The sequence below is a fragment of the Variovorax sp. J2P1-31 genome (assembly GCF_030317215.1).
In the GTDB taxonomy this organism is placed as follows: domain Bacteria; phylum Pseudomonadota; class Gammaproteobacteria; order Burkholderiales; family Burkholderiaceae_C; genus Variovorax.
Genome location: NZ_JASZYA010000002.1, coordinates 1,355,930 through 1,379,074, shown reverse-complemented (window position 1 = coordinate 1,379,074; position 23,145 = coordinate 1,355,930). Strand labels below are relative to the sequence as shown.

General features: G+C 69.3%; 22 protein-coding genes. 16 read left to right on the top strand and 6 right to left on the bottom strand.

Annotated features, from left to right (window positions below; genetic code table 11):
- Positions 1–17 precede the first annotated feature (17 nt).
- Positions 18–944 (top strand): LysR family transcriptional regulator, encoded by a 927-nt coding sequence (locus QTI20_RS17515; protein ID WP_353621762.1) that lies wholly within the window; start codon positions 18–20, stop codon positions 942–944.
- A 6-nt stretch (positions 945–950) separates the two neighbouring features.
- Here the strand turns inward: QTI20_RS17515 and QTI20_RS17510 are convergent, their stop codons facing one another.
- The gene (locus tag QTI20_RS17510; protein ID WP_183026479.1) at positions 951–1,619 is read right to left on the bottom strand and encodes a TetR/AcrR family transcriptional regulator; all 669 of its coding nucleotides are present in this window, start codon (positions 1,617–1,619) and stop codon (positions 951–953) included.
- 314 nt (positions 1,620–1,933) lie between these two features.
- Between QTI20_RS17510 and QTI20_RS17505 the strand changes: the two genes are divergently transcribed.
- From QTI20_RS17505 to QTI20_RS17450, 12 genes are all read left to right on the top strand, one after another.
- Positions 1,934–2,362: a VOC family protein gene (locus QTI20_RS17505; RefSeq protein WP_183026480.1), complete on the top strand. Its 429-nt coding sequence runs from the start codon at positions 1,934–1,936 to the stop codon at positions 2,360–2,362.
- A 49-nt stretch (positions 2,363–2,411) separates the two neighbouring features.
- Complete coding sequence (locus QTI20_RS17500) at positions 2,412–3,530, top strand: sugar ABC transporter substrate-binding protein (RefSeq protein WP_286552694.1); 1,119 nt, start codon at positions 2,412–2,414, stop codon at positions 3,528–3,530.
- Positions 3,531–3,553: 23 nt separating this feature from the next.
- Complete coding sequence (locus QTI20_RS17495) at positions 3,554–5,125, top strand: sugar ABC transporter ATP-binding protein (RefSeq protein ID WP_286552693.1); 1,572 nt, start codon at positions 3,554–3,556, stop codon at positions 5,123–5,125.
- Entirely contained in the window at positions 5,122–6,096 is a 975-nt protein-coding gene (locus QTI20_RS17490) for an ABC transporter permease (RefSeq protein ID WP_286552691.1), read from the top strand. Before QTI20_RS17495 ends, QTI20_RS17490 begins: the two co-directional genes overlap by 4 nt.
- Complete coding sequence (locus QTI20_RS17485; RefSeq protein WP_286552689.1) at positions 6,093–7,049, top strand: ABC transporter permease; 957 nt, start codon at positions 6,093–6,095, stop codon at positions 7,047–7,049. Before QTI20_RS17490 ends, QTI20_RS17485 begins: the two co-directional genes overlap by 4 nt.
- A gap of 31 nt (positions 7,050–7,080) precedes the next feature.
- Positions 7,081–8,154: an SDR family oxidoreductase gene (locus QTI20_RS17480; RefSeq protein WP_286552687.1), complete on the top strand. Its 1,074-nt coding sequence runs from the start codon at positions 7,081–7,083 to the stop codon at positions 8,152–8,154.
- A gap of 22 nt (positions 8,155–8,176) precedes the next feature.
- On the top strand, positions 8,177–8,962 hold the full coding sequence (locus QTI20_RS17475; RefSeq protein WP_286552685.1) for an SDR family NAD(P)-dependent oxidoreductase: 786 nt from the start codon (positions 8,177–8,179) through the stop codon (positions 8,960–8,962).
- 11 nt (positions 8,963–8,973) lie between these two features.
- On the top strand, positions 8,974–9,762 hold the full coding sequence (budC, locus tag QTI20_RS17470) for a meso-2,3-butanediol dehydrogenase (RefSeq protein WP_286552683.1): 789 nt from the start codon (positions 8,974–8,976) through the stop codon (positions 9,760–9,762).
- Between the two features lie 44 nt (positions 9,763–9,806).
- Complete coding sequence (locus QTI20_RS17465; RefSeq protein WP_286552682.1) at positions 9,807–10,595, top strand: SDR family NAD(P)-dependent oxidoreductase; 789 nt, start codon at positions 9,807–9,809, stop codon at positions 10,593–10,595.
- Complete coding sequence (locus tag QTI20_RS17460; RefSeq protein WP_286552681.1) at positions 10,595–11,398, top strand: SDR family NAD(P)-dependent oxidoreductase; 804 nt, start codon at positions 10,595–10,597, stop codon at positions 11,396–11,398. The genes QTI20_RS17465 and QTI20_RS17460 overlap by 1 nt, the downstream gene beginning before the upstream one ends.
- Positions 11,399–11,448: 50 nt before the next feature.
- Positions 11,449–12,555, top strand: a complete 1,107-nt coding sequence (locus QTI20_RS17455) for an S-(hydroxymethyl)glutathione dehydrogenase/class III alcohol dehydrogenase (RefSeq protein ID WP_286552679.1) — start codon at positions 11,449–11,451, stop codon at positions 12,553–12,555.
- A 123-nt stretch (positions 12,556–12,678) separates the two neighbouring features.
- Positions 12,679–13,287, top strand: a complete 609-nt coding sequence (locus QTI20_RS17450; protein ID WP_286552677.1) for a glutathione S-transferase family protein — start codon at positions 12,679–12,681, stop codon at positions 13,285–13,287.
- 10 nt (positions 13,288–13,297) lie between these two features.
- Here QTI20_RS17450 and QTI20_RS17445 read toward each other — a convergent pair whose 3' ends face one another.
- Entirely contained in the window at positions 13,298–14,245 is a 948-nt protein-coding gene (locus QTI20_RS17445) for a LysR family transcriptional regulator (RefSeq protein WP_286552675.1), read from the bottom strand.
- Between the two features lie 94 nt (positions 14,246–14,339).
- On the opposite strand from QTI20_RS17445, the gene QTI20_RS17440 reads away from it, so the two are divergent.
- From QTI20_RS17440 to QTI20_RS17430, 3 genes are read left to right on the top strand one after another with little or no spacing between them, the layout of a single operon-like run.
- On the top strand, positions 14,340–15,185 hold the full coding sequence (locus QTI20_RS17440; RefSeq protein ID WP_286552673.1) for an ureidoglycolate lyase: 846 nt from the start codon (positions 14,340–14,342) through the stop codon (positions 15,183–15,185).
- Positions 15,186–15,198: 13 nt separating this feature from the next.
- Complete coding sequence (locus tag QTI20_RS17435; RefSeq protein ID WP_286552671.1) at positions 15,199–15,948, top strand: SDR family oxidoreductase; 750 nt, start codon at positions 15,199–15,201, stop codon at positions 15,946–15,948.
- 34 nt (positions 15,949–15,982) lie between these two features.
- The gene (locus QTI20_RS17430; RefSeq protein WP_286552670.1) at positions 15,983–16,960 is read left to right on the top strand and encodes a Bug family tripartite tricarboxylate transporter substrate binding protein; all 978 of its coding nucleotides are present in this window, start codon (positions 15,983–15,985) and stop codon (positions 16,958–16,960) included.
- A 15-nt stretch (positions 16,961–16,975) separates the two neighbouring features.
- Here the strand turns inward: QTI20_RS17430 and QTI20_RS17425 are convergent, their stop codons facing one another.
- The 4 genes from QTI20_RS17425 to QTI20_RS17410 form a co-directional block, all read right to left on the bottom strand.
- Positions 16,976–18,193, bottom strand: coding sequence for an acyl-CoA dehydrogenase family protein (locus QTI20_RS17425; protein ID WP_286552669.1), 1,218 nt, complete (start codon positions 18,191–18,193; stop codon positions 16,976–16,978).
- Positions 18,194–18,457: 264 nt separating this feature from the next.
- On the bottom strand, positions 18,458–19,543 hold the full coding sequence (locus QTI20_RS17420) for a hypothetical protein (protein ID WP_286552668.1): 1,086 nt from the start codon (positions 19,541–19,543) through the stop codon (positions 18,458–18,460).
- Between the two features lie 338 nt (positions 19,544–19,881).
- On the bottom strand, positions 19,882–21,279 hold the full coding sequence (locus tag QTI20_RS17415) for an LLM class flavin-dependent oxidoreductase (RefSeq protein ID WP_286552667.1): 1,398 nt from the start codon (positions 21,277–21,279) through the stop codon (positions 19,882–19,884).
- Between the two features lie 232 nt (positions 21,280–21,511).
- Positions 21,512–22,975 (bottom strand): alpha/beta hydrolase, encoded by a 1,464-nt coding sequence (locus QTI20_RS17410; protein WP_286552666.1) that lies wholly within the window; start codon positions 22,973–22,975, stop codon positions 21,512–21,514.
- Positions 22,976–23,145: the final 170 nt, after the last annotated feature.

The following is a 23,145-nucleotide window of genomic DNA, read 5'->3' as shown; positions in this document are numbered from 1 at the left end:
CAAGTGGAACAACAGTTGTGAATTGGATTCGCATGGCCCGTGCCGAGATCAACCGCTCCGGCGAAATGGAAGTCTTCGTGCAGGTGGTGGACTCGCAGAGCTTCTCCGCCGCGGCGCGGCGGCTGTCGCTCACGCCCTCGGCCGTGAGCAAGCTGGTGGCCCGGCTCGAGGCGCGGCTGGGCGCGCGGCTGCTGGTGCGTTCGACCCGCGGCCTGCACCTGACGCCCGAGGGCGCGGGCTTCCAGGCGCGCGCCCGCGCCATCCTCGAGTCGATGGCGCAGGCCGAGCGCGAGGTGGCGCAGGCGTCCACGCCGCGGGGCCGCGTGCGCATCAACACCAACGTGCCTTTCGGGCGCCACTGCCTGCTGCCGCTGATGTCCGAATTCCTCGCGCGCTATCCCGAGATCTTCATCGACCTGGTGCTGACCGACCAGGTGGTGAACGTGCGCGAGGAGAAGACCGACATCGCGATCCGCACCGGGCCGCTCAAGGACTCGGGCCTGGTCAGCCGCGAGCTGGGCCAGAGCCGGCTGGCGGTGGTCGCCTCGCCGGCCTACCTGGCGCGCCACGGCACGCCCACCCATCCGGACCAGCTGGCGCAGCACAACTGCCTGGGCTTCGGCTTCATCCGCCACACGCAGTTCTGGCCTTTCGTCGCGCCGGGCGGGGCACGGCTGTCGGTGGTGCCGCGCGGCAACATGCACGTGAGCGACGGCGAGACCATGCGCGAGCTGGTGCTCGCCGACGTGGGCCTGGCGCGGCTGGCGCTTTTCCACGTGGGCCGCGACATCGCCGAAGGGCGGATGGTGCCGCTGCTCGAGCCCTTCAACCCCGGCGACACCAATCCCGTGCACGCCGTGTTCATCGGCCCGGGCCAGGAGCTGCCCGCGCGGGTGCGGGCGGTGCTCGACTTCCTCTACGAGCGCGTGACGCTCGACGCCTGAGGCGCCTCAGCGGCGCGCGTTCTTGAGCACCAGCGGCGTGCCGCTGAGGAAGGCGTCGACGCGGAAGCCGATCGCGCGGTCGAGGTCCTTGGGCACGGGCTGCTCGTAGACCCACTTGCGCACGCCGATGTAGAACACGCTCGAGTGCATGGCCCAGACCAGCTCGAGCTCGTCCTCCTCTTCCTGCGGCGTCTTCGGGTCGGGAATGTCGAAGCTGTGCCGCATCTCGGCCGCGATCACCTTGAAGTGCCGCTCGCGCAGCCGGCTCAGGTACTTCTGGTTGATGCCGCCGCGCGTGAGGCCGGCGAACATGAAGATGCGCACCCACTCGCTGCGCAGGATGAAGCGCGCGTAGTCCTGCAGGTAGCGCTTGAGCCGGTCGGCCAGCGGCACGCCGCGATCGGCCAGCCATTCCTCCCATTCGGGGTTCCAGCGGCGCACGAAGATCTCTTCGTAGACCCGGTCGACCAGCGCCTCCTTGGTCGGGAAGTAGCGGTAGAGCAGGGGCTGGGTGATGCCCAGCTCCTTGGCCAGGTCGCGGGTGCTGGCCTCGAAGCCGTGGCTCGCATAGAAGGCGATCGCCTTCTGCACGATCTGGTGCTCGCGGTCCTCCGGCGCCAGGCGCCGGCGCGTGGCCGGCACCGTCGGGTCGGCGGCGGGTGCGGGGCTGGTCATGCGCATCGGCGTCCTGCTTTCATGTGCATCGTTAATTATCGATCGAATATTAATTTCGGCGCGCGGTCCGGCGCGCTTCGGCGCCGCCGCGTTTCCCGTGAACGTGCATGTTAGGGGATGACCGAGCGCCTGCGCGCCTGAACGACCGTCTCTCTGGAAAGAGTGATGGAAGGGCGCTTTTGGCCGGTCGAATCAAGCCGGGAAAACATCGGACACCCCCCATCCCCCGGCGCGTCACCTAGGGAAAACGCGAAGACGCATCGTCCATTGCACGAACTACTATTTATCAATCGATCATTAAAAGGATGCAAGAAATGCCCATCTCGCGGCTCGGCCACTACTCGGTGCGGACAGCGCAGCTCGCCGCTTCCGTGCAGTTCTATACGCGGGTGCTCGGCCTGCGCGAAGGCTTCAGGCCGGCCTTCAATTTCCCGGGCGCCTGGCTCTACAACGGCGCGGACGAGGCCGACTTCGGCGTGGTCCACCTGATCGGCGTGGACGCGAGCAATCCCTCGGGCCTGCACGACTACCTGGGCGACAAGGCCGAGGCCAGCGGCACCGGCGCGCTCGACCACCTGGCCTTCATCGCCACCGGCGTCGCCGAATTCCGCCAGGGCCTGGTGCGCGAGGGCGTGGCCTTCCGCGAGCGCACCGTGCCCGGCCTGCGCCTGCACCAGGTCTTCTTCGAGGACCCCTCGGGGGTCACGATCGAAATGAACTTCCCCGCGCACGAGGTCGCCTAGAACCCCGGCGCGTTCGCTTCAGCCCCTTCACCACCACGGAGACAAAACCATGAACCCCACCTTCCGCTTCGGCCTTCCTCGCTTCCTCCCGCTGATGGCCCTGGTCGCCGCGGCCGCCACCGCCCCGGTCTCGCAGGCCACCGAGACCTTCCTGCCCGCCTGCTACAAGCCCGCGGCCGGCGTCAGCACCACCGTGAGCTACCCCGCGCGCAAAGGCCCGTACCGCGTGGCGCTGGTCAACGGCCACACCGGCATTCCATGGCGTATGCAGATGATCCAGCAGACCCGGGCCTGGGCCGCGCGCCCCGAGGTGGCCAAGGACATCAAGGAACTGAAGGTGGTCAGCACCGGCGCCGACGTGGCGAGCCAGATCGCCGCCATCGACAACTTCATCCAGGCCGGCTACGACGCCATCGCCTTCATCGCGGTCAACCCCAAGGCCTTCGATGCGGTGATCCGACGGGCGAAGAAGGCGGGCACCGTGCTCGTGTCCTTCGACAACCCGGTCGACAGCCCGGACGTCGTGCGCATCACGCCCGAATGGATCGAGTTCGAGGGCGACATCAAGACCCAGGCGGTGGTCGACCTGATGCCCGTGAAGAAGGGCAAGCTGCTCGAGGTGCGCGGCCTGCCGGGCAACTCCACCGACCGCGACCGCCATGCGGGCGTGCGCAAGGTCCTCGACAAGTACAAGGACATCTCGGTGGTCGAGGTCACGGGCAACTGGGACACCGGCACGGTGCAGAAGGTGGTGGCCGACGCCATCGCGGTCAACGGCAAGTTCGATGCGGTGGTGTGCCAGCACGGCTGCCGCGGCGTGACCAGCGCCATGAAGGCGGCCGGCCATCCGCCGGTGCCGGTGGGCGGCGACGCCGAGAACGGCTTCGTCAAGGCGCTGATCGAGCAGAAGATCCCGGGCATCTCGGTCTCGACCTCGCCCGGCCAGGGGCCGGTGGCGATGCGCGCGGCCCTGGCGCTGCTGCAGGGCCAGGCGCTGCCCTCGCTGGTCAACCTGCCCACGCCGAACGTGCTGACCAAGGACATGAAGGCCGAGGTCAACTACTTCCCCAGCCTGCCCGACAGCTACGAGACGGTGTCCAGCTACGCGAGCTGCGGCATCAGCTTCACGCCCGACGAGATCAACAAGTTCAACCCGGACAACAACTGAGCCGGCTAACCTGGAGATCCGGAGTGAACAACGACTATCTGCAGCTGATCGGCGTCAGCAAGCGCTACGGGGGCATCACCGCGCTGAGCGACGTGTGCTTCAGCGCCGCGCGCGGCTCGATCCACGCCATCCTCGGCGAGAACGGGGCAGGCAAGAGCACGCTCATGAAGACGCTGGCCGGCGTGGTGCGGCCCGACACCGGCGCGGTGCGGCTCGACGGCCGCGAACTGCGCATGACGGGGCCCGCGCAGGCGCTGGACGAAGGCATCGTCTGCATCTTCCAGGAGCTGTCGCTGGTGCCGCACCTGAGCGTGGCCGCCAACATCTGCCTGGCCAACCCGCCGCGCAACCGGCTGGGGCTGATCGACGCGCGGCGCCAGAACGAGATGGCGCGCGAGGCGCTGGCGCGCATCGGCTGCGAACGCCAGATCGACCTGCGCGAGCGCTGCATCGACCTGCCGCTGTCGCAGCGCCAGATCGTGGAGATCGCCAAGGCCGTGGTGCGCCGCCCGCGCGTGCTGATCCTCGACGAGGCCACCTCGGCGCTCACCGCCGAGGACGTGGAGAAGGTCATGCACCTCCTGCGCACGCTGCGCGAGGAGGGCACCTGCGTGCTCTTCATCTCGCACCGCATGCACGAGGTCGACGCGCTGGCCGACACCTGCTCGGTGTTCCGCAACGGCGAGCATGTGAGCACCTTCGCCGCCGGCACCAAGCCGCATGAAGAGATCGTGCGGCTCATGATCGGTCGGCCGATCGCGCAGGTCTATCCGCCCAAGCCCGCGCCGCTGCCCGCATCGGTGCAGCCCTACCTGCAGGTGAGCGGCCTGCGCTCGGGCACGCAGCTCAAGGGCGTGGAGCTTTCGGTGCGGCCCGGCGAGATCGTCGGCCTGGGCGGGCTCGACGGGCAGGGCCAGCGCGAGCTGATGCTGGCGCTCGCGGGCCTGCTGCGCGACGCGCGCGGCGAGATCCGCATCGGTGCCCAGACCACGCCGCCCGACGGCCCGCGCGGCGGCAAGCGCGAGGGCTACCGCATGGCGCTGATTCCCGAGGACCGCAAGACCGAGGGCCTGATGCTGGCCCAGTCGGTGCACGACAACCTCGGCGTGTCCGCGCTCGACCGCATCAGCCGCTTCGGCGTGGTCGACCACGCGGCCGAGCAGGCGCTGGTCGCCGAGCTGGTGAAGACGCTGCAGATCAAGGCGCCCGACACCCGCGTGGCCGTGTCCACGCTGTCGGGCGGCAACCAGCAGAAGGTGGTGCTGGCCAAGTGGCTCGCCACCCAGCCCCGGCTGCTGCTGCTGATGGACCCGACGCGCGGCGTCGACGTCGGCACCAAGCAGGAGATCTACCGGCTGTTCCGCGACCTGGCCGCCAAGGGCCTGGCCATTCTTTTCTATTCCACCGACTGCGACGAACTCATCGGCCTGTGCGACCGCGTGCTCGTGATGTACGACGGCCAGGTCCGCGCCTCGCTCGCGGGCGCCACGCTCACCGAAGAACAGATCCTCATGAATGCGATGAACCTCGGGCGCGGCGATGCGCCCGCCCACACCCGCCGCGTGCGCGCCGGGGCCCTGGAGTACGCGGCATGAACGCCGCCTCGCTCCATCTGCGCCACCATGCGCGCACGCTGCTCGCGCTGGGCCTGCTCGGCGTGCTGCTGCTCGCCTTCCTGGCGATCCATCCGCGCGGCGCCTCGGCCGCGGTGCTCACCGCCTGGTCCAACCAGGGCGTGGCGCTGGCGCTGGTCGCCATCGGCCAGACGCTGGTGGTGCTGACCAGCGGCATCGACATCTCGATCGGCGCGATCATGGCGCTCAGCAACTGCGTGGCCTCCACGCTGGTGCAGGGCGACCCCACCCAGGTCGCGCTGGGCGTGGCCGCGGTGCTGCTGGTGGGCACGCTGTGCGGCGTGACCAACGGGCTGATCATCGTCTACGCGCGCATCCAGCCCATCGTCGCGACGCTGGCCACCGGCACCATCTACGCCGGCATCGCGCTGCTGGTGCGGCCCACGCCCGGCGGCGAGGTCGACGCGGGCCTGAGCGACGCCATGACCGGCACGCTGGGCGATCTGGTGCCGACCTCGCTGGTGGTGCTGGGGCTGGTGGTGCTGCTGGTGTGGGAGCCGCTGCGGCGCTCGCTCACCGGGCGCACGCTGTTCGCGCTGGGCTCGGCCGAGCAGGCGGCCTACATGTCGGGCCTGTCGGTGGACCGCGCCAAGATCGTGGCCTATGCCACGGCCGGCCTGTTCGCGGCCATGGGCGGCCTGTTCCTGGGCTTCCAGACCGCCAGCGGCGACGCCGCCATCGGCCTGCCCTACACGCTCAATTCCGTGGCCGCGGTGGTGCTCGGCGGTGCCGCGCTCAGCGGCGGCGCGGCCAGCGTGCTGGGCACCATCGCCGGCGCCTTCCTGCTGCGCACCATCGGCAGCCTGATGTTCTTCACCGGCGTGCCGCCGCTCGCGCAGCCGCTGTTCGAGGGACTGGTGCTGATCTGCGCCGTCGCGCTGGGCGCCACGCGCCTGCTGCGCATCCGAAACCGCCTGGAGATCTTCCGATGAGCACGCTCGCCCTTCGCAACCCGATCAAGACCCCGACCGGCGCGGTGCTGCTGGCGCTCGCGGCCCTGCTGCTGCTGGGCGGCGCGGTCAACAGCCAGTTCTTCTCGCCGACCTACCTGCTGCTGCAGCTGCAGAGCGGCGCCTTCCTCGGCGTGATCGCCGCGGGCGCGACGCTGGTGATCCTGCTCGGCCACATCGACCTCTCGGTGCCCTGGACGCTGACCGTCGCCGCCACCGTGGCCACGGCCGTGGCGCGCGCCAAGGGCGGCGCCTGGGCCGAGCTCGGCCCGCTGGCCGGCATCGCCGCGGGCGCGCTGATCGGCCTGCTCAACGGGGTGGGCGTGGCCTACCTGCGCATCCCCTCGCTGATCTGGACGCTGGCGGTCAACACCATCCTGCTGGGCGCGGTGGCCTTCTATGCCGGCAACACCGTGATCTCGAGCGAGCCCTCGCCGATCATGGCCGCGCTGGGTGCGGGCCGCAGCTTCGGCGTGCTGCCCAACGCGGTGCTGGTGTGGGTGGCGGTGTCGGTGCTGGTGGTGTGGGTGCTGCGCCGCACGCTGATGGGCCGCTACATCTATGCGGTCGGCACGCGCGAGGTGGCGGCCCACATGTCGGGCATCGACACCCGCCGCGTGATCCTGGGCGCCTTCGTGGCCTCGGGCGTGTGCAGCGCCATCGCGGGCCTGCTGCTGGCGGGCTACGCCGGCCAGTCGTACCAGCGCATGGGCGACCCCTTCCTGCTGCCCGGCATCGCGGCCGTGGTGGTGGGCGGCACCAGCATCCTGGGCGGACGCGGGCGCTACGGCGGCACCGTGGCGGGCGTGCTGCTGATCACGCTGATGAGCAGCATGCTGTCGCTGATGCACGTGCCCGAGGCCGTGAAGCAGATCTGCTACGGGCTGGTCATCGTCGTGATGGTCGGCCTCTACAGCCGCCGGCAGGCCGGCTGAGCCCGCTTCCTTCCCTTCAGGAGACACAACCATGTTCGACCAACGTGCACTCATCGTCGGCGTGACCGGCATCGTGGGCAACAACCTCGCGCGCCAGCTGCTGGCCGAGGGCGGCTGGGAGGTCGTGGGCCTCTCGCGCAAGCCGCCGCTGGGCCTGTCGCGCGTCCGCCATGTCGCGGTCGACGTGCTGGACGCCGAGGCCACGCGCGCCGCGCTGGCCGAGGTCCGGCCGACCCACGTCTTCTTCTGCACCTGGACCCGCATGGGCAACGAGGCCGACAACTGCCGCGTCAACGGCGCGATGGTGCGCCATGTGCTCGACGCGGTCAGCGGCCCGGGCCGGATGTCGGTGCGGCACGTGGCGCTGGTCACGGGCACCAAGAACTACCTCGGGCCCTTCGAGATGTACGCGCGCAACAAGCCCGAGACGCCGTTCCGCGAGGACCAGCCGCGGCTGCCGATCGAGAACTTCTACTACGTGCAGGAAGACGTGGTGTTCGAGTTCGCCGCGGGCCACGGCTGGTCGTGGAGCGTGCACCGGCCGCACACCATCGTCGGCTACGCGGTGGGCAACGCGATGAACATCGGCGTCACGCTGGCGGTCTACGCCTCGGTCTGCAAGGCGCACGGCCGGCCCTTCGTCTTTCCCGGCTCGCCCACGCAGTACGCGGGCCTGAGCGACGTGACCGACGCGCGCCTGCTCGCGCGCCACATCGCCTGGGCCGCCACCACCCCGGCCGCGCGCAACGAGGCCTTCAACGTGGCCAACGGCGACGTGTTCCGCTGGCAGCGGCTGTGGGGCGTGATCGCCGACGACTTCGGGCTCGAAGCCGCGCCGTACCCGGGCCAGCCGGTGCCGCTGCAGCAGCAGATGGCCGACATGGCGCCCCTGTGGGACGGCCTGGTGCAGGCCCACCGGCTGCAGCCGCACCGCCTGGACGCGCTGGCCTCGGCCTGGCACACCGACCTCGACCTGGGCCGGCCGATGGAGTGCGTCAACGACATGAACAAGAGCCGGCGCCTGGGCTTCGTCGGCTTCCAGGACACCGAGCGGTCCTTCCTCGACCTGTTCGACCAATTGCGCCACGAACGAATCATTCCCTGACAACAAAGAACGGAGCACAACCATGACACAACCCTTCGACGGCCGCGTGGCGATCGTCACCGGCGCGGGCGCCGGCATCGGCCTGGAGACCGCGCGGCAATTCCTCGTGGCGGGCGCGCGCGTGATCGCCGCCGACCTCGACACCTCGGCGCTCGCGTCGCTGGCCAGCGACGCGCTGCACCCGGTCACGGCCGACATGCGCGACCCCGAGGCCGCGGACCGGCTGGCGCGCGAGGCGCTGCAGCGCTTCGGCCAGATCGACATCCTGTTCAACAACGCGGGCGTGGCCACTGCGCGCAACGGCTTCCTGAGCATCCGCGACGAGGACTGGCAGGCCACCTTCAACCTCAACCTGATGGGCTACGTGCGCATGAGCCGCGCGGTGCTGCCGCACATGGTCGAGCGCAAGCGCGGCGCGCTGGTGCACTGCGCCTCGGAGACCGGGCGCATCCCGCATCCGCTGCTGCCCGACTACAGCGTGTCGAAGGCCGCGATCCTGATGCTGTCGAAGATCCTCGCGACCGAGTTCACCGGGCAGGGCGTGCGTTCGAACGTGGTGTCGCCCGCGCATGTGCGCACCGCGCTGTGGGACCGGCCGGGCGGCTTCCTCGATTCGCTGGCCGCCAAGTACGGCTCGGGCCGCGAGGAGGCGATCGACATCTTTCTCCAGACCGCCAACATCCCCTCGGGCCGGCTGGGCCGGCCGGAGGACGTGGCGGCCGCCGTGCTGTTCCTGGCGTCGGACCAGGCCGACTTCATCACCGGCGTCGAGCTGGCGGTGAACGGCGGCGTGACCAAGTTCGTCTGAGGAGCGCGGCCATGCAACGCTTCGATCGACGCGTGGTGCTGGTCACCGGTGCCGGCTCCGGCATCGGTGCGGCGATCGCGCAGCGCCTGGCGCAGGAGGGCGCCTCGGTGACCGTGGCCGACCGCGACCCGGCGGCCGCCGCGGCCGTCGCCGCCGCGCTCGAGGCAGAGGGGCAGGACGCGGTCGCGATCGGCCTCGACGTCACGCGCGGCCAGGACATCGCGGCCGCCATCGCCCACCTCCGGGCGCGCCACGGGCACCTGGATGCGCTGGTCAACAACGCGGGCATCCACCACGGCGCGAGCTTCGAGGACACCGACATGGCCGACTGGCGCCGACTGATGGCGGTCAACGTCGAAGGCACGATGGGCCTGTCGCTGGCGGCGCTGCCGCTGCTCAAGGCCGCGGGCCGGCCGACCGCCATCGTCAACCTGTCGTCGATCTCCGGCCTGGGCGGCGACTTCGGCCAGGCCGCCTACGCCACCAGCAAGGGCGCGGTCACGCACCTCACGCGCAGCATGGCGCTGGACCTCGCGAAGTTCGGCATCCGCGTGAACGCGGTGTGCCCGGGCTCGGTGCGCACGCCGATGTTCGACGCCGCCATCGCCAAGCTCGACCCTGCCACGGTGGGCCAGGCCTTCGCCAACGCCTACCCGATGGGGCGCATCGCCTTGCCGGCCGAGGTCGCGGCCGCGGTGGCCTTCCTGGCCTCGGACGACGCCTCTTTCGTCAACGGCGTGAACCTGCCGGTGGACGGCGGCCTGACGGCCCACAACGGCGCGCCGCGCTTCGACGCCTGAGGCGTCGGCACTTCCCCACGACAAGCACCCCCACAGGAGACCCCATGGACCTTGGACTCGAAGGCGCCCGCGCGCTGGTCACCGCATCGAGCGGCGGCATCGGACGCGAGATCGCCCACACCCTGGCGCGCGAAGGCGCCACCGTCTACGTCAACGGCCGCACCGCGAAGGCGGTCGATGCGGCGCTGGCCGACCTGCGCGCCCGCACGCCGGGCGCGCGGCTCGAAGGCCTGGTGGCCGACAACGGCGGCGCGCCGGGCTGCGCCGAGACCATCGCCCGGCTGCCCGAGGTCGATGTCCTGGTGAACAACCTCGGCATCTACGAGGCCGTGCCCTTCACGCAGACCACCGACGCGCAGTGGTTCGAGAGCTTCGAGGTCAACGTGATGAGCGGCGTGCGGCTGGGCCGCCACTACATCCAGGGCATGCTGGCGCGCGGCCATGGCCGCATCGTCTTCCTGTCGAGCGAAGCCGCGATCGCGCCCGCGCTGGAGCTGCCGCACTACAGCGCCTCGAAGTCGATGACGCTGGCGGTCTCGCGCACGCTCGCCGAACTGACCAAGGGCACGGCGGTCACGGTCAACGCCGTGGTGCCGGGCTCGACGCGCACCGAGGGCGTGCGCGTGTTCGTGCAGGGCCTGTTCCCGGAGCTGCCCTACGAGGAGGCCGAGCGCCGCTTCGTGGCGGAGAACCGCGGCACCTCGATCATCGCGCGGCTCATCGATCCGGCCGAGGTGGCGGACCTGGTGGCCTTCGTGTGCAGCCGGCGCGCCGCTGCCATCAACGGCGCGGCGCTGCGCGTGGACGGCGGCATCGTCCGCTCGATCTACTGATGAGCGCCGCACCGTCCTACCAGGCGCGGCCCGAGGTGCCTTTCGCCGAACTGCTCGACCTGCGCGGCCGGACCGCGGTGGTGACCGGCGGCGCCGATGGCATCGGGCTCGCGATCGCGCGGCGCTTTGCCGAAGCGGGCGCCCGCGTGGTCGTGGGCGACCTGCAGCCCGGCCGCACCGGCGAACTCGCGGCCGCGGGCCACGAGGTGCGCCACGTGCCCACCGACGTCACCGCGCAGGGCGAGCTCGACGGCCTGCTCGACGCCGCCATGGCCGCGCACGGGCGGGTCGACGTCTTCGTGAACAACGCGGGCATCTACCCGCTGCGCGCGGTCGAGGAGATCGACGGCGCCTTCTGGGACCGCATGTTCGCGGTGAACTGCAAGGCCATGTTCCTCGGCGCGCAGGCCGCGAGCCGGCACATGAAGGCGCGCGGGGAGGGCGGCGCGATCGTCAACCTGTCCTCGATCTGCGGCCACAAGCCCATGCCCAACCATTGCGCCTACGACGCGTCCAAGGGCGCGGTGCTGGCGATGACGCGCAACCTGGCGATCGCGCTCGCGCCGCACGGCATCCGCGTGAACTCGGTCTCGCCGGGGCTGACCGCCACGCCCGGCAACCTCAAGCCCGAGCTGTTCCGCCAGCTGCAGGCCAGCGGCGTGCTCGAGCACATCCCGCTGCGCCGCCAGGCCGAGCCCGCCGAGATCGCGAACACCGTGCTGTTCCTGGCCTCGCCGATGGCCAGCTACGTGACCGGCACTGATCTGCTGGTCGACGGCGGCTGGCTGCTGCACGGCATCTGAGGCGTGCAAGCCCTTTCCCTTTCCGTTCTCCCACTCTTTCTTCGACATCCATGAAAACCAAAGCCGCCGTCGCCTGGCAATCCGGCCAGCCGCTGAGCATCGAAACGGTCGAGCTCCAGGGCCCGAAGTTCGGCGAAGTGCTGGTCGAGCTCAAGGCCACCGGCCTCTGCCACACCGACTACTACACGCTCTCGGGCGCCGACCCCGAAGGCATCTTCCCCGCGATCCTGGGCCACGAGGGCGCGGGCATCGTGGTCGACGTGGGCCCCGGCGTGACCACGCTGAAGAAGGGCGACCACGTCATCCCGCTCTACACGCCCGAGTGCCGCCAGTGCAAGTTCTGCCTGAGCCGCAAGACCAACCTGTGCCAGCTGATCCGCGGCACGCAGGGCAAGGGCCTGATGCCCGACGCCACCTCGCGCTTCAGCCTCGACGGCAAGCCCATCTTCCACTACATGGGCACCAGCACCTTCAGCAACTACACCGTCGCGCCCGAGATCTCGCTGGCGAAGATCCGCGAGGACGCGCCCTTCGACAAGGTCTGCTACATCGGCTGCGGCGTGACCACCGGCATCGGGGCGGTGCTCTTCACCGCCAAGGTCGAAGCGGGTGCGAACGTGGTGGTGTTCGGCCTGGGCGGCATCGGCCTGAACGTGATCCAGGGCGCGAAGATGGTGGGCGCCGACAGGATCATCGGCGTCGACCTCAACCCCGCGCGTGAGTCCATGGCGCGCCAGTTCGGCATGACGCATTTCCTGAACCCGAAGGAGCACGAGAACATCGTCGATGCCATCGTGCAGCTGACCGACGGCGGCGCCGACTACAGCTTCGAGTGCATCGGCAACACCCAGGTGATGCGCCAGGCGCTGGAGTGCACGCACAAGGGCTGGGGCCGCAGCATCGTCATCGGCGTGGCCGAGGCGGGCGCCGAGATCAGCACCCGGCCGTTCCAGCTGGTCACCGGCCGCAAGTGGGAAGGCTCGGCCTTCGGCGGCGCGCGCGGGCGCACCGACGTGCCGAAGATCGTCGACTGGTACATGGACGGCAAGATCAACATCGACGACCTGATCACCCACACCATGCCGCTCGAGGACATCAACAAGGGCTTCGAGCTGATGAAGCGCGGCGAGTCGATCCGGGGCGTGGTCCTCTACTGACGCCCCGGGCCCGCGCCCTCCCTTTGCCCACAGCCTTCGTGCCGCGCCGCCCGGCCGCGGCCCGCGCTCATTTTTCCGCTGTTTTTTTCCAACCCCTGACCTCAACGAAAGAGAGAAGACTCCGTGCCCAAGCTCTACGACTGCGACATCTCCGGCAGCTGCTACAAGATCCGGCTGTTCCTGAACATCCTCGGCGTGTCCTACGACGCGGTGCCCGTGGACTTCGTCCACAAGGAGCACAAGACCGCGCCCTACCTGGCGCTCAACCCCTTCGGCGAGATCCCGATTTTCGAGGACGGCGAGCTGCGCCTGCGCGACGCGCAAGCCATCCTGATCTACCTGGCGCGCAAGTACGACACCTCGGGCCACTGGTTCCCCGAGGACGCGAAGTCGCAAGGCCAGATCGCGCAGTGGCTGTCGACCGGCGGCGGCGAGATCATGAACGCCGCGGGCGCGCGGCTGGTGAAGGTGCTGAACTACCCGCTCGACCTCGAGAAGCTGCATGCTGGCGCCAAGCGCGTGTTCGGCATCATGGACGCCCACCTGGCCGACCGCGAGTTCCTCGAGCTCGGCCGCCCGACCATCGCCGACATCGCCTGCTTCCCCTACACCGCGCTGGCCGGCGAGGGCGGCATCGACCTCGCGCCGTACCCGAACGTGCTGGCATGGATCGAGCGCATGAAGGGCCTCGAGGGCTTCATCCCGATGCCCGGCATCGCCGCCAAGGCCTGAAGCAAGCCCGCTAGCCGCCCGCGCCCTGTGCCTGTGCCGCCGCGCGCAGGCACTGGACCAGCATGCCGGCGGCGGGCGACAGCCGCGCACCGCGCCGCGTGACGATGCCGTAGGCCTCGTGGCGCGAACGGATCTGCAGCGGCAGCCGCCGTGCGATGTGGTGTTCCTCGCAGAAGTCCATGGTCGCGGCGGCCATCAGCGCCACCGCCTGCGGGTCTTCCTTGAGCAGCAGCATGGTGGCCAGCGAGGAGGCGGTCTCGATAGGGTAGGCCGGCAGCGGCAGCCCGGCCTCGAGGAACTCGCGCTCCAGCAATTGGCGCAGCGGCATGTTGCCCGGGTAGAGGATCCAGCGGCTCTTGGCCAGCTGCGAAAGGCTCACGCGGCGCGCGTTCGCGAGCGCGTGCTGCGGCCCGACCGCCACCGCCACCGCCTCGTCCAATAACGGTTCGTAATCGAACTGCTCGGCCTGGCTCGACACCGTGGTGCGGCAGATCGCCAGGTCGAGCCGGCCCTCGTTGAGCTGGTTGAGCAGCTCGATGCTGATGTTCTCGCGCACATCGATCGACAGCGCGGGCTGCAGCCGGCGCAGCTCGGACAGCGCGCCGATCAGCACCGAATGCAGCGCCCCCGTGATCGAGCCCACCGCCACGCGCCCGCCGCCGCCGCGCAGCACGCCGTCGATCTCCTCGCGCAGGTGCCCGAGGTCGGCGTCGATCAGGCGCGCATAGCGCAGGATGCACAGCCCCAGTTCGTTGGGGTGCACGCCCTTGGGCGTGCGCACGAACAGCTCGGTGCCGAAGGTCAGTTCGATCTCGCGCAGCGCCTTGGTCAGGCCGGGCTGGGTCAGGCCCAGCCGGTCGGCCGCCTTGTGCAGCGAGCCGCATTCCTCCAGGGCGATCAGCAGCGACAGCTGGCGAAAGCGCAGGCGGGAGGAGATCGAGGAAAGGCTGGGAACCATGGGGGGATCACTCAAAGTTATTGCCGGATCAACAGCTCTCACTATGCAGCAAGGGCCGACCCTTTGAGAATCCGCGGCACCAAGGAGACCTGAAATGAAGTTGCTGCGCTACGGCCCCCCCGGCCAAGAGAAACCCGGCCTGCTCGATGCGGCCGGCACCCTGCGGGACCTGTCCGCCCACATCGCCGACGTCGACGGCCGCGTGCTCGATGCCGCCACGCTGGCCCGGCTGCGGGCCCTCGACCCCGCCACCTTGCCGGCCGTCGACGGCTCGCCGCGCCTCGGTGCCTGCGTGGCGAACATCGGCAAGTTCATCTGCATCGGCCTGAATTACGCCGACCACGCGGCCGAATCCGGCATGGCCGTGCCGGCCGAACCGGTGGTCTTCGGCAAGTGGACCTCGGCCGTGGTCGGCCCCAACGACGACGTGAAGATCCCCCGCGGCTCGGAGAAGACCGACTGGGAGGTCGAGCTCGGCGTGGTGATCGGCAAGGCCGCGAGCTATGTGGAGGAAGCCGATGCGCTGGACCACGTGGCCGGCTACTGCGTGATCAACGACGTGTCCGAGCGCAACTACCAGCTCGAGCGCGGCGGCACCTGGGACAAGGGCAAGGGCTGCGACACCTTCGGCCCCATCGGCCCCTGGCTGGTCACGGCCGACGAGGTGCCCGATCCGCATGCGCTGGGCCTGTGGCTGGAGGTGGACGGCCACCGCTACCAGAACGGCAACACGCGCACCATGATCTTCCGCGTGCCGCAGCTGATCGCCTACCTGAGCCGCTTCATGACGCTGCAGCCCGGCGACGTGATTTCCACCGGCACGCCCCCGGGCGTGGGCATGGGCTGCAAGCCGGCGCCGGTCTACCTGCGCCCCGGCCAGACCATGCGCCTGGGCATCGACGGCCTGGGTGAGCAGCAGCAGCGCACGGTCGCGGCCTGAGGGAGCAACGCACATGATCCAGTACGACTTCAACGGCAGCACCGCCGTCGTCACCGGCGGCGCGCAGGGCATCGGCTTCGCGGTGGCGCAGCGCCTGCTCGGTGGCGGCGCGCGCGTCTCGCTGTGGGATGCGGACCCGGCGGCGCTGGCCGCCGCGCAGGAGGCGCTGGCGGGCCGGGCCGTGCACACGGTGCAGGTGGACGTGACCGACCTGGCGCAGGTCGAGGCGGCCGTCGCGCAGACCGAATCGGCCTGCGGCCCGATCGCCATGCTGGTGCACAGCGCGGGCATCGCGGGCGCCAATGCCCCGGTCGCCGACTACTCGCCGGCCGAATGGCACCGCGTGGTCGACGTGAACCTTCACGGCGCCTTCCACGTCAACCGCGCCGTGGTGGCCGGCATGATCGCGCGCAACTACGGCCGCATCGTGAACATCGCGTCCATTGCAGGCAAGGAAGGCAATCCCAATGCGGGCGCCTACAGCGCCTCGAAGGCCGGCGTGATCGCGCTGACCAAGAGCCTGGGCAAGGAAACGGCTGCCAAGAACATCGCGGTCAACGCGATCACGCCGGCCGCCGCGCGCACGCGCATCTTCGACCAGATGTCGCAGCAGCACATCGACTACATGCTGTCGAAGATCCCGCGCGGGCGCTTCCTCGAGGTGGAGGAGGTCGCTGCCATGGTGGCCTGGCTGGTGTCGGAGGACAACTCCTTCACCACCGGCGCGGTGTTCGACCTCTCCGGCGGCCGCGCGACCTACTGAGCTCCCTTTTCTTACAGAACAACAGAGACAAGCCATGAAATTCACCCGACGCGACCTGATCGCCTCCGCCTGCGCGCTGGCCGCCACCGGCTTCGGCGCCGCCGCCCAGGCCGCCAGCGACTACCCCGCCAAGACCATCGAGCTGATCGTGCCGGTGGCCGCCGGCGGCGGCACCGACCTGGTGGGCCGCGCCTTCGCCGAGGCCTCGAAGAAGTACCTGCCGCAGCAGCCCATGGTGGTGATCAACAAGCCCGGCGCCAGCGGCGCGATCGGCACCGCCGAGCTGATCAACGCCAAGCCCGACGGCTACAAGATCGGCATCATCATCTGCGAGATCACGATCATCCCGAACCTCGGGATCACCAAGTACACGGCCGCCGACCTGCGCCCGATCGCGCGGCTCAACGCCGACCCCTCGGCCGTGACGGTGCGCGCCGATGCGCCGTGGCAGACCATCGACGAGTTCCTCGCCGACGCGCGCAAGCGCAAGGACCCGATGCCCGTCGGCAACGCGGGCATGGGCTCGATCTGGCACATGGCGGCGGCGGCCTTCGCCGAGAAGACCAGCGTGAAGGTGAACCACGTGCCCTTCCTGGGCGCGGCACCGGCGGTGGTGGCGCTGCTGGGCGGCCATGTCGATGCGATCACCGTGAGCCCGGGCGAGGTGGCGCAGCATGTGGCGGCGGGCAAGCTGCGCACGCTGGCCGTGATGTCCGACCAGCGCGTGGGCGGCATCTTCGAGAAGGTGCCCACGCTCAAGGAGCGCGGCGTCGACCTGACGGTGGGGGTGTGGCGCGGCCTGGCCGTGCCCAAGGCCACGCCGGCCGACATCGTGCAGACGCTCAGCGAGGTGGCGCGCAAGGCGGCCGACGACGCGGTGTTCCGCGATGCATTGAGCAAGGCCAGCCTGGGCTGGGCCTATGCGGACGCGGCGGCTTTCCAGACCGTGATCGACAACGATCGCGCCTTCTACGCCGCGCTGGTGCCCAAGCTCGAACTGAACAAGCCCTGAGCGGCGCCGGCGCCCTCAGCTCGCGCGCGTGCCCACGCCCCAGTAGAAGGTGGGCCGCGTGCCGTTGAGCGCGTGGTCGCCGATCACGCGCGACTTGTAGATCACAGGGTTGTGCGAGGCCAGCGTGCGCGCGTTGCGCCAGTGGCGGTCGAGCCGGCGGTCTTCCTGCAGCGCGGTCGCGCCGCCGACGTCGAACAGCCGCGTGGCGGCGCCGAGCACGGCCTCGGTCACGGCGATCTGCGCCTTGCCCGCGCGCAGTTCGACGTCGACCAGGAGGTCCTCGGGCAGCGGCTCGCCGCGCAGGCGCACCTGGTCGAGCTGGCCCAGGCCGCGCGCCACCTCGCGCGCCGCCAGCGTGGCGACGAAGGCCGTGCTCGCGAGCTGGCCGATCACCTGCTGCACCAGCGGGTCCTCGCGCGGCACCGCGCCGCTGCCGTGGCTGAACACCCGCTTGCGCGGCTGCACGAAGGCCACCGCATCGCGCTCGATGGCGCGCGCGATGCCGGCCAGCGTGGCGATGTGGAACAGCTGGAACACCGCGGTCATCAGCGTCGGGCCGGTGCGCGAGAAATCGACGATGTGGGCCTCGTCCACGGGCACGCGCTCGAAGCGCGTGGTGCCCGAGGCGGTCAGGCGCTGGCCGAAGCCGTTCCAGTCGTCCAGGCGCGTCACGCCCGGCGCGTCGGTGCGCACCAGGGCCAGCGTGCGCCATTGCGCGGGATCGCTTTCGTCGCGCTGCACCGTGACCGCGACCCAGTCGGCGTACAGCGTGCCGGTGCTGTAGAACTTCTCGCCGCTCAGCAGCCAGCCGCCGTGCTCGCGGAACACGCGGGTCTGCAGCTGGCCCAGCGCGCCGTCGCCGGCCTCGGTGGTGGCGTTGCCGACGATCGCGCCGTCGGCCACCCGGCGCAGCCAGGGCGCGCGCTGCGCGGGCGCGAACTCCACCAGCACGCGCTCGACGAAGCCGAAGTGCGCGCGCAGCGCCTGCGGCAGGTTGGAGTCGGCCTCGGCCAGTTCGATGACCAGTTCGTAAAGCTGCTCGGGCGTGGCACCGAGGCCGCCGTGTTCGGCGGGCACGCGCAGCGCGCCGAAGCCGGCCTCGCGCAGCCAGCCGACGGCTTCGTGAGCGAGCGCGCGCTCGTGCTCGCGGCGGGCGGCATGTTCGGCGATGCGGGCGAAGACGGGACGGAAACGCGCGGCGAGCTGCGCGTCTGTGGGAGAAGGGTGGGGCATGGGAGAGAAGCCGCGCGGATGCGCGGCGGACGAATCAGTGCGAAAGGCCTCATCCTAGAAAGAACGATCTGCTTTCCAAGGAAGAAAAACAAGCGAGCAAGTGCGTGTGGCGCATTAGGAAAAGATGTCGCCACCGATTGACAAAACTCTCTGGCTGCAACTTGGCGATCTTGGAAATATTCCAGAAGTTTTCTGACTCTCTGACTCCCACCCTTGCTATCTGCGCAGTTGGGGGGCGTGACGGAGCAGAGCATGGTTGCTGGCTCAGGGCTCGGGATTATCTTGTGACGGAAGTACTAGTTCGACCGCGGCTTCCTGGGCCGTAAGTCGGCGGGTGGCGGTCGGCATATCGATGCCATCCATTGCGTATGGCTGTAGCAGCCAGCGACCCGCAGAGTGCACCTGCACATGTGCGCGTAAGAATGCCCCGCTTTCTACGCATTCAGGGCCTTTCCATTCAGTGTTCTGCTTCATCGCCTGCGCACTCGCTATTTTTTGAATGCGCACACAGGTTTCCTTGGAAACAATCAGTTCCGATGTCCCCTTGATCCTGATGCCCACTACGGTCGCGAGAATTTTTGGTAGCTCTGCGCTCCACATCGAACCCGTAAAAAGAAGGGCAATAACACCCAATAGAACTATAGCGAATGCTTTGCGGAGATTCAAAGCGGAAAGACCAGAGATAAAGAGAGTGGCAACGGAAAAAATGCCCAGGAACATGACTGCTCGATCACTCGTTGTAAACAGTGATGTGCCAGTTACTACCTGAATCAGGAGATTTAAGCCGCCGGCCAGCCAAAGCACACTCAAGGCCGATAGGAGAAGAAATGCACCACCGTAACTCACACGCTCGCGCCAAGACGTGGCCTTCGCACGAGCCCACGGAATCAAGAGCATGGGCCCTAATAAAACGACTAGCGCGATGACTAGGATGCTCCACTTCAGGGGTGTTTCGAGGTTAGTCCAGTCAGAAACAAAGAACGACCATCCTACAAAAAAGGTCGTCGGACCGATTTGTACCAATGCGATTGCGTACCACGGCAAACGAACTCCAAAACAAATTTGTGGGATTGCCATTGGCATCCATAACAGAACTGCAAAGCTCATAGCCAAAAGTATGGCCATCGCCGTGATCAGACCCGCCGACGTCAGAAGCGAGCTTATGTCGGGTAACGGGTAGTCAATGTTGTTGAAATAGCGTAGCGTTGAAAGCAGTCCTGTCGACGTCGCAAGCAGCACTAGGGCCGTTAAAGGGAGTTCGGATGCGGTGAGCCAAAAATTCCGCAAGGGCTGTGGCCAAAAGGAAATATTCTTCCTCGGTACTGGATTCTGATGGAAAAAAGTGGTCATGAAGAATTCTATGGAATAGAAATCCGTACTTCACGCCACTGGGTATTTTCGGAAGGACGGTGCGCGGAGTTTGAGTGTTGCACAGGGCGCGATTGGGCTTCGATAGCAAGATATAGGGGCTGGTGCTCGGGAGCGTGCAGCCGTGCATGACGAAGCGTGTAGAACGCCTTCAGCGCTGCGGCCAGTGGTCCGCGTACCAGTTACGGAGATTGTGCGTATCGAGAAAATCTTGAATGTGAAACGCTTCGAGACATCGTCCATGTTCTCATCTGCGCCCACGTAGTCACGGTATTCTGGGGGGGCTTAGGCCGCTGGTTGCGGCGACCTGAGGACAATCTTCAGTCGACGTGCGCCAGCGCGGGCTTCGCGCTGGTCACGCCGGCAGCATGCACATGCGCCGGATAGCCCGGGTACCCAGGAAGCGCAATGCCCAGGTGCTCGCGCAGCGTGCGGCCGCTGTACTCGGTGCGGAACAGGCCGCGCTTCTGCAGGATCGGCACCACGCCGTCGACGAAGTCCTGCAGCCCGTCGGGCAGCTGGTCGGGCATCAGGTTGAAGCCGTCGGCCGCGCCGCCCTTGAACCAGTGTTCGATGTCGTCGGCGATCTGCTCGGGCGTGCCGACGATCACGCGGTGGCCGCCGCCGCCCGCCAGCTCGCGCACCAGTTGGCGCACCGTGAGACCGCCGCCGCGCGCCGCCGCCAGCGTGGCGTGGAAGAAGGTGTGGTTGCCGTTGCCGCCCGCGGGCAGCGCCAGGTCCTCGGGCAGGGGCTTGTCGAGGTGCAGCCGGTCGGGCGTCACGCCCAGGATGCCGGCCAGCCGCGCCAGGCTGTAGTCCCAGGGGATCAGGTCGACCAGCGCATCGCGGCGCGCGCGGGCCTGGGCCTCGGTGGCGCCGATGATGGTGGTCAGGCCGGCCAGCACCTTCACCGCGTGCGGGCCGCGGCCCAGCTCGGCGGCGCGGCGGTTCAGCGCCTGGCGGTAGGCCAGCGATTCCTCGAAGGACTGCGAGGCCGAGAACACCGCCTCGGCATGGCGCGAGGCCAGCTCGCGGCCGTCGGACGAGCCGCCGGCCTGGACCAGCACCGGGTGGCCCTGCGGCGTGCGCGGCAGCGTGGACGCACCGGCGACCGCGAAATGCGCGCCGCGGTGGGCGATGGGCTGCACCTTGGCGGCGTCGATGAAGCGGCCGCTGGCCTTGTCGCCGATGAAGGCGTCGTCGGCCCAGCTGTGCCAGAGCGCCTTGACGACGTCGGTGAACTCGCTGGCGCGGCCGTAGCGCTGCGCATGGTCGGGCGCGGCCTCGAGGCCGAAGTTGCGCGCCGAGGGCACGTCGGCCGTGGTCACGACGTTCCAGCCCGCGCGCCCGCCGCTCACATGGTCGAGCGTGGCGAAGCGGCGGGCGATGTTGAAGGGTTCGTTGTAGCTGGTCGAGGCGGTGCCGATCACGCCGATGTGGGTGGTGGCCGCGGCGATGCTGGCCAGCAGCACCGTGGGCTCGAGCGCGGTGATCGGGCGGAAGTGGATCTGGTCGATGATGGCCGCGTTGTCGGCCAGGAACACCGCGTCGAGCTTGCCGGCCTCGGCGATTTGCGCCACGCGGATGTAGTGCTGCACGTCGGTGAAGGCGTGCGGGTCGCTTTCGGGCAGGCGCCAGGCCGAGGGCACGAAGCCCGAGTGCAGGATGTTGACGTTGAGATGGAGTTGGCGGGGCGGCGGGACGGGGGAGCGGCTCATCGGTGCTTCGGGCATGGAGGGTGGCAGGGCTGAAGGCCGCCGCAGCATCTCGACGGGCCGATGGGCCGTCGCGTCACGCACCGTGAAGCGGGCATGCGCCGGGCCAGGGCGTCGATGTCGCGGGAGGCAGACGGACCACTCTAGGCGGCCGCCGCCGCGCGCCCAAGGAAGCTTTGCGCGCTTCGATATCTGCGCCGCGGATATCGACGCGCGGCCTGGCGTCAGCGCGCCGTCACTGCGCCGGGCAGTTGAGCCCGGACTGCGCGATCAGGCCGCGCAGCTGCGCGGTGCTGGCCGAGTCGTCGGGGCCGATGGTGTTGCGGGTGAAGCTGCAGCCATAGCTCGGTTGCGCCACGGTGGCCGGTGTCACCACGTCGTCGCCCTTGGGCTTCACGCCGTCGCGCTCCCACTTGATCATCGCGTCGAAGGCCTCGGCCTGCTCCGCGACGGTGAAGTCGCAGTGGGTGGCGCCGCGGATCGCGCGCTGCACCAGCCAGGCGTCGTTGCCCTTGGCGGTGACGCGCTTCTTGTAGATCTGCTCCATGCTGAAGGGCACGTAGAGGTCGCCCAGCGTGTGCAGCGTGACCACGGGGATCCTGAACTCGCCATTGGCGACCGGAATCCAGCGCAGCCCGTCGCGGCGCAGCCGGTTGGCATCGGCCTGGCCCGTGACCTGGAGCGCGGCGGCATTGAGCGCGGCCGAGCCGGCCGGGTCGTTGTCGATGGTGTAGGTGAAGCGCCGGGTGTCGACGAGGTCCTTGTTGAGGATGCCGTTGACCGTGCCGTCGCGGCCGAACACGCCCCATACCGCGGAGAAGGAGCCGCCGTAGGCCAGGCCCAGGTCGAACAGCGGGCGCTCGCCGCCGGTGAGGTTCTTGAGCACCGACTTGTAGCGGTTGCCCAGCGCGGTGGTGCCGACCGGCGCCGTCGGGAACTGGGTGAACAGCGCGGTCGTGACCTGCGCCTGCACGTCGCCCCAGTTGCGGAACGGGTTCTTCGCCACACCCGCGATCGCCTGCGCCGTGACCTGCGCGCCCGCGAAGTAGTCGAACAGCTCGGTGTCGCCCAGCACGCCGCACATGGGCACGGCGCCGTTGTAGCGCACCTTGTTCCTCGCGGTGGCGAGGGCCTCGTCCTCGATCGCTGCCGCCGTGATGTGACCGCCCATCGAATGGCCGGTGATGTAGGTGCGCGTCGGGCTGGCCAGCGTGCGGCCGTTGGCGGCCGCGATCTGGTTGAAGGTCAGCGCCAGGGCGTTGGTGTCCTCCACGCCGACGCGCACGTCGTAGAAGTTCTTGCTGTAGCTCGAGGCGGCCCAGGCATAGCCGTTGGCGATCAGGTAGCGGCGGATCGACGGGTTGGTCACGGCGAGCGCATTGCCTTCGCCCGCGTAGCCATGGGCGTACATCACCAGCTTGCCGTTCCAGTTGGCCGGCACTTCGACGCGGTAGGCCGCGCCGCCCAGCACCCCGGCCCAGCGGCTGGTGGTGGCCGGGTCGACGGTGTCGCCCGCGGCCGGCAGGGCGGCGAAGGTCTTGGCCGTCGGGTCGACCGGGGCGAAGCTGTTGCGGCTGTCCTGCGCGCGGGTTTCCTCGGGGGCGGACGCGGAATCGCCGCCGCCGCCGCAGGCGGCCAGGGCCAGGGGGGCGATCAGTGCGAGCAAGCGGAGCGGGCGGCGGGCGCGTTGGATCTTCATCGTGTGGTCTCCGGACGTGGGGGTGGGGCTGCGACGGCACAGCCTAGGGCGCGGGGTCGGGCGCACCCCCCGGGCTTTCCCGGGGAGTGCTATCGCCTGCGCGACAGGGCGGGCCGCCGCGGCGCGATGCCGGCGGCGGCGCCGCAGGGCCTAACATGCCGTCCTTCCAT

Coding starts and splice junctions, on each gene's coding strand:
- QTI20_RS17440 (WP_286552673.1), top strand. CDS start 14,340: ATGAAGTTGCTGCGCTACGGCCCCCCCGGCCAAGAGAAACCCGGCCTG.
- QTI20_RS17485 (WP_286552689.1), top strand. CDS start 6,093: ATGAGCACGCTCGCCCTTCGCAACCCGATCAAGACCCCGACCGGCGCG.
- QTI20_RS17425 (WP_286552669.1), bottom strand. CDS start 18,193: ATGCCCCACCCTTCTCCCACAGACGCGCAGCTCGCCGCGCGTTTCCGT.
- QTI20_RS17475 (WP_286552685.1), top strand. CDS start 8,177: ATGACACAACCCTTCGACGGCCGCGTGGCGATCGTCACCGGCGCGGGC.
- QTI20_RS17510 (WP_183026479.1), bottom strand. CDS start 1,619: ATGACCAGCCCCGCACCCGCCGCCGACCCGACGGTGCCGGCCACGCGC.
- QTI20_RS17480 (WP_286552687.1), top strand. CDS start 7,081: ATGTTCGACCAACGTGCACTCATCGTCGGCGTGACCGGCATCGTGGGC.
- budC (WP_286552683.1), top strand. CDS start 8,974: ATGCAACGCTTCGATCGACGCGTGGTGCTGGTCACCGGTGCCGGCTCC.
- QTI20_RS17445 (WP_286552675.1), bottom strand. CDS start 14,245: ATGGTTCCCAGCCTTTCCTCGATCTCCTCCCGCCTGCGCTTTCGCCAG.
- QTI20_RS17420 (WP_286552668.1), bottom strand. CDS start 19,543: ATGACCACTTTTTTCCATCAGAATCCAGTACCGAGGAAGAATATTTCC.
- QTI20_RS17500 (WP_286552694.1), top strand. CDS start 2,412: ATGAACCCCACCTTCCGCTTCGGCCTTCCTCGCTTCCTCCCGCTGATG.
- QTI20_RS17430 (WP_286552670.1), top strand. CDS start 15,983: ATGAAATTCACCCGACGCGACCTGATCGCCTCCGCCTGCGCGCTGGCC.
- QTI20_RS17490 (WP_286552691.1), top strand. CDS start 5,122: ATGAACGCCGCCTCGCTCCATCTGCGCCACCATGCGCGCACGCTGCTC.
- QTI20_RS17435 (WP_286552671.1), top strand. CDS start 15,199: ATGATCCAGTACGACTTCAACGGCAGCACCGCCGTCGTCACCGGCGGC.
- QTI20_RS17505 (WP_183026480.1), top strand. CDS start 1,934: ATGCCCATCTCGCGGCTCGGCCACTACTCGGTGCGGACAGCGCAGCTC.
- QTI20_RS17415 (WP_286552667.1), bottom strand. CDS start 21,279: ATGAGCCGCTCCCCCGTCCCGCCGCCCCGCCAACTCCATCTCAACGTC.
- QTI20_RS17460 (WP_286552681.1), top strand. CDS start 10,595: ATGAGCGCCGCACCGTCCTACCAGGCGCGGCCCGAGGTGCCTTTCGCC.
- QTI20_RS17455 (WP_286552679.1), top strand. CDS start 11,449: ATGAAAACCAAAGCCGCCGTCGCCTGGCAATCCGGCCAGCCGCTGAGC.
- QTI20_RS17410 (WP_286552666.1), bottom strand. CDS start 22,975: ATGAAGATCCAACGCGCCCGCCGCCCGCTCCGCTTGCTCGCACTGATC.
- QTI20_RS17465 (WP_286552682.1), top strand. CDS start 9,807: ATGGACCTTGGACTCGAAGGCGCCCGCGCGCTGGTCACCGCATCGAGC.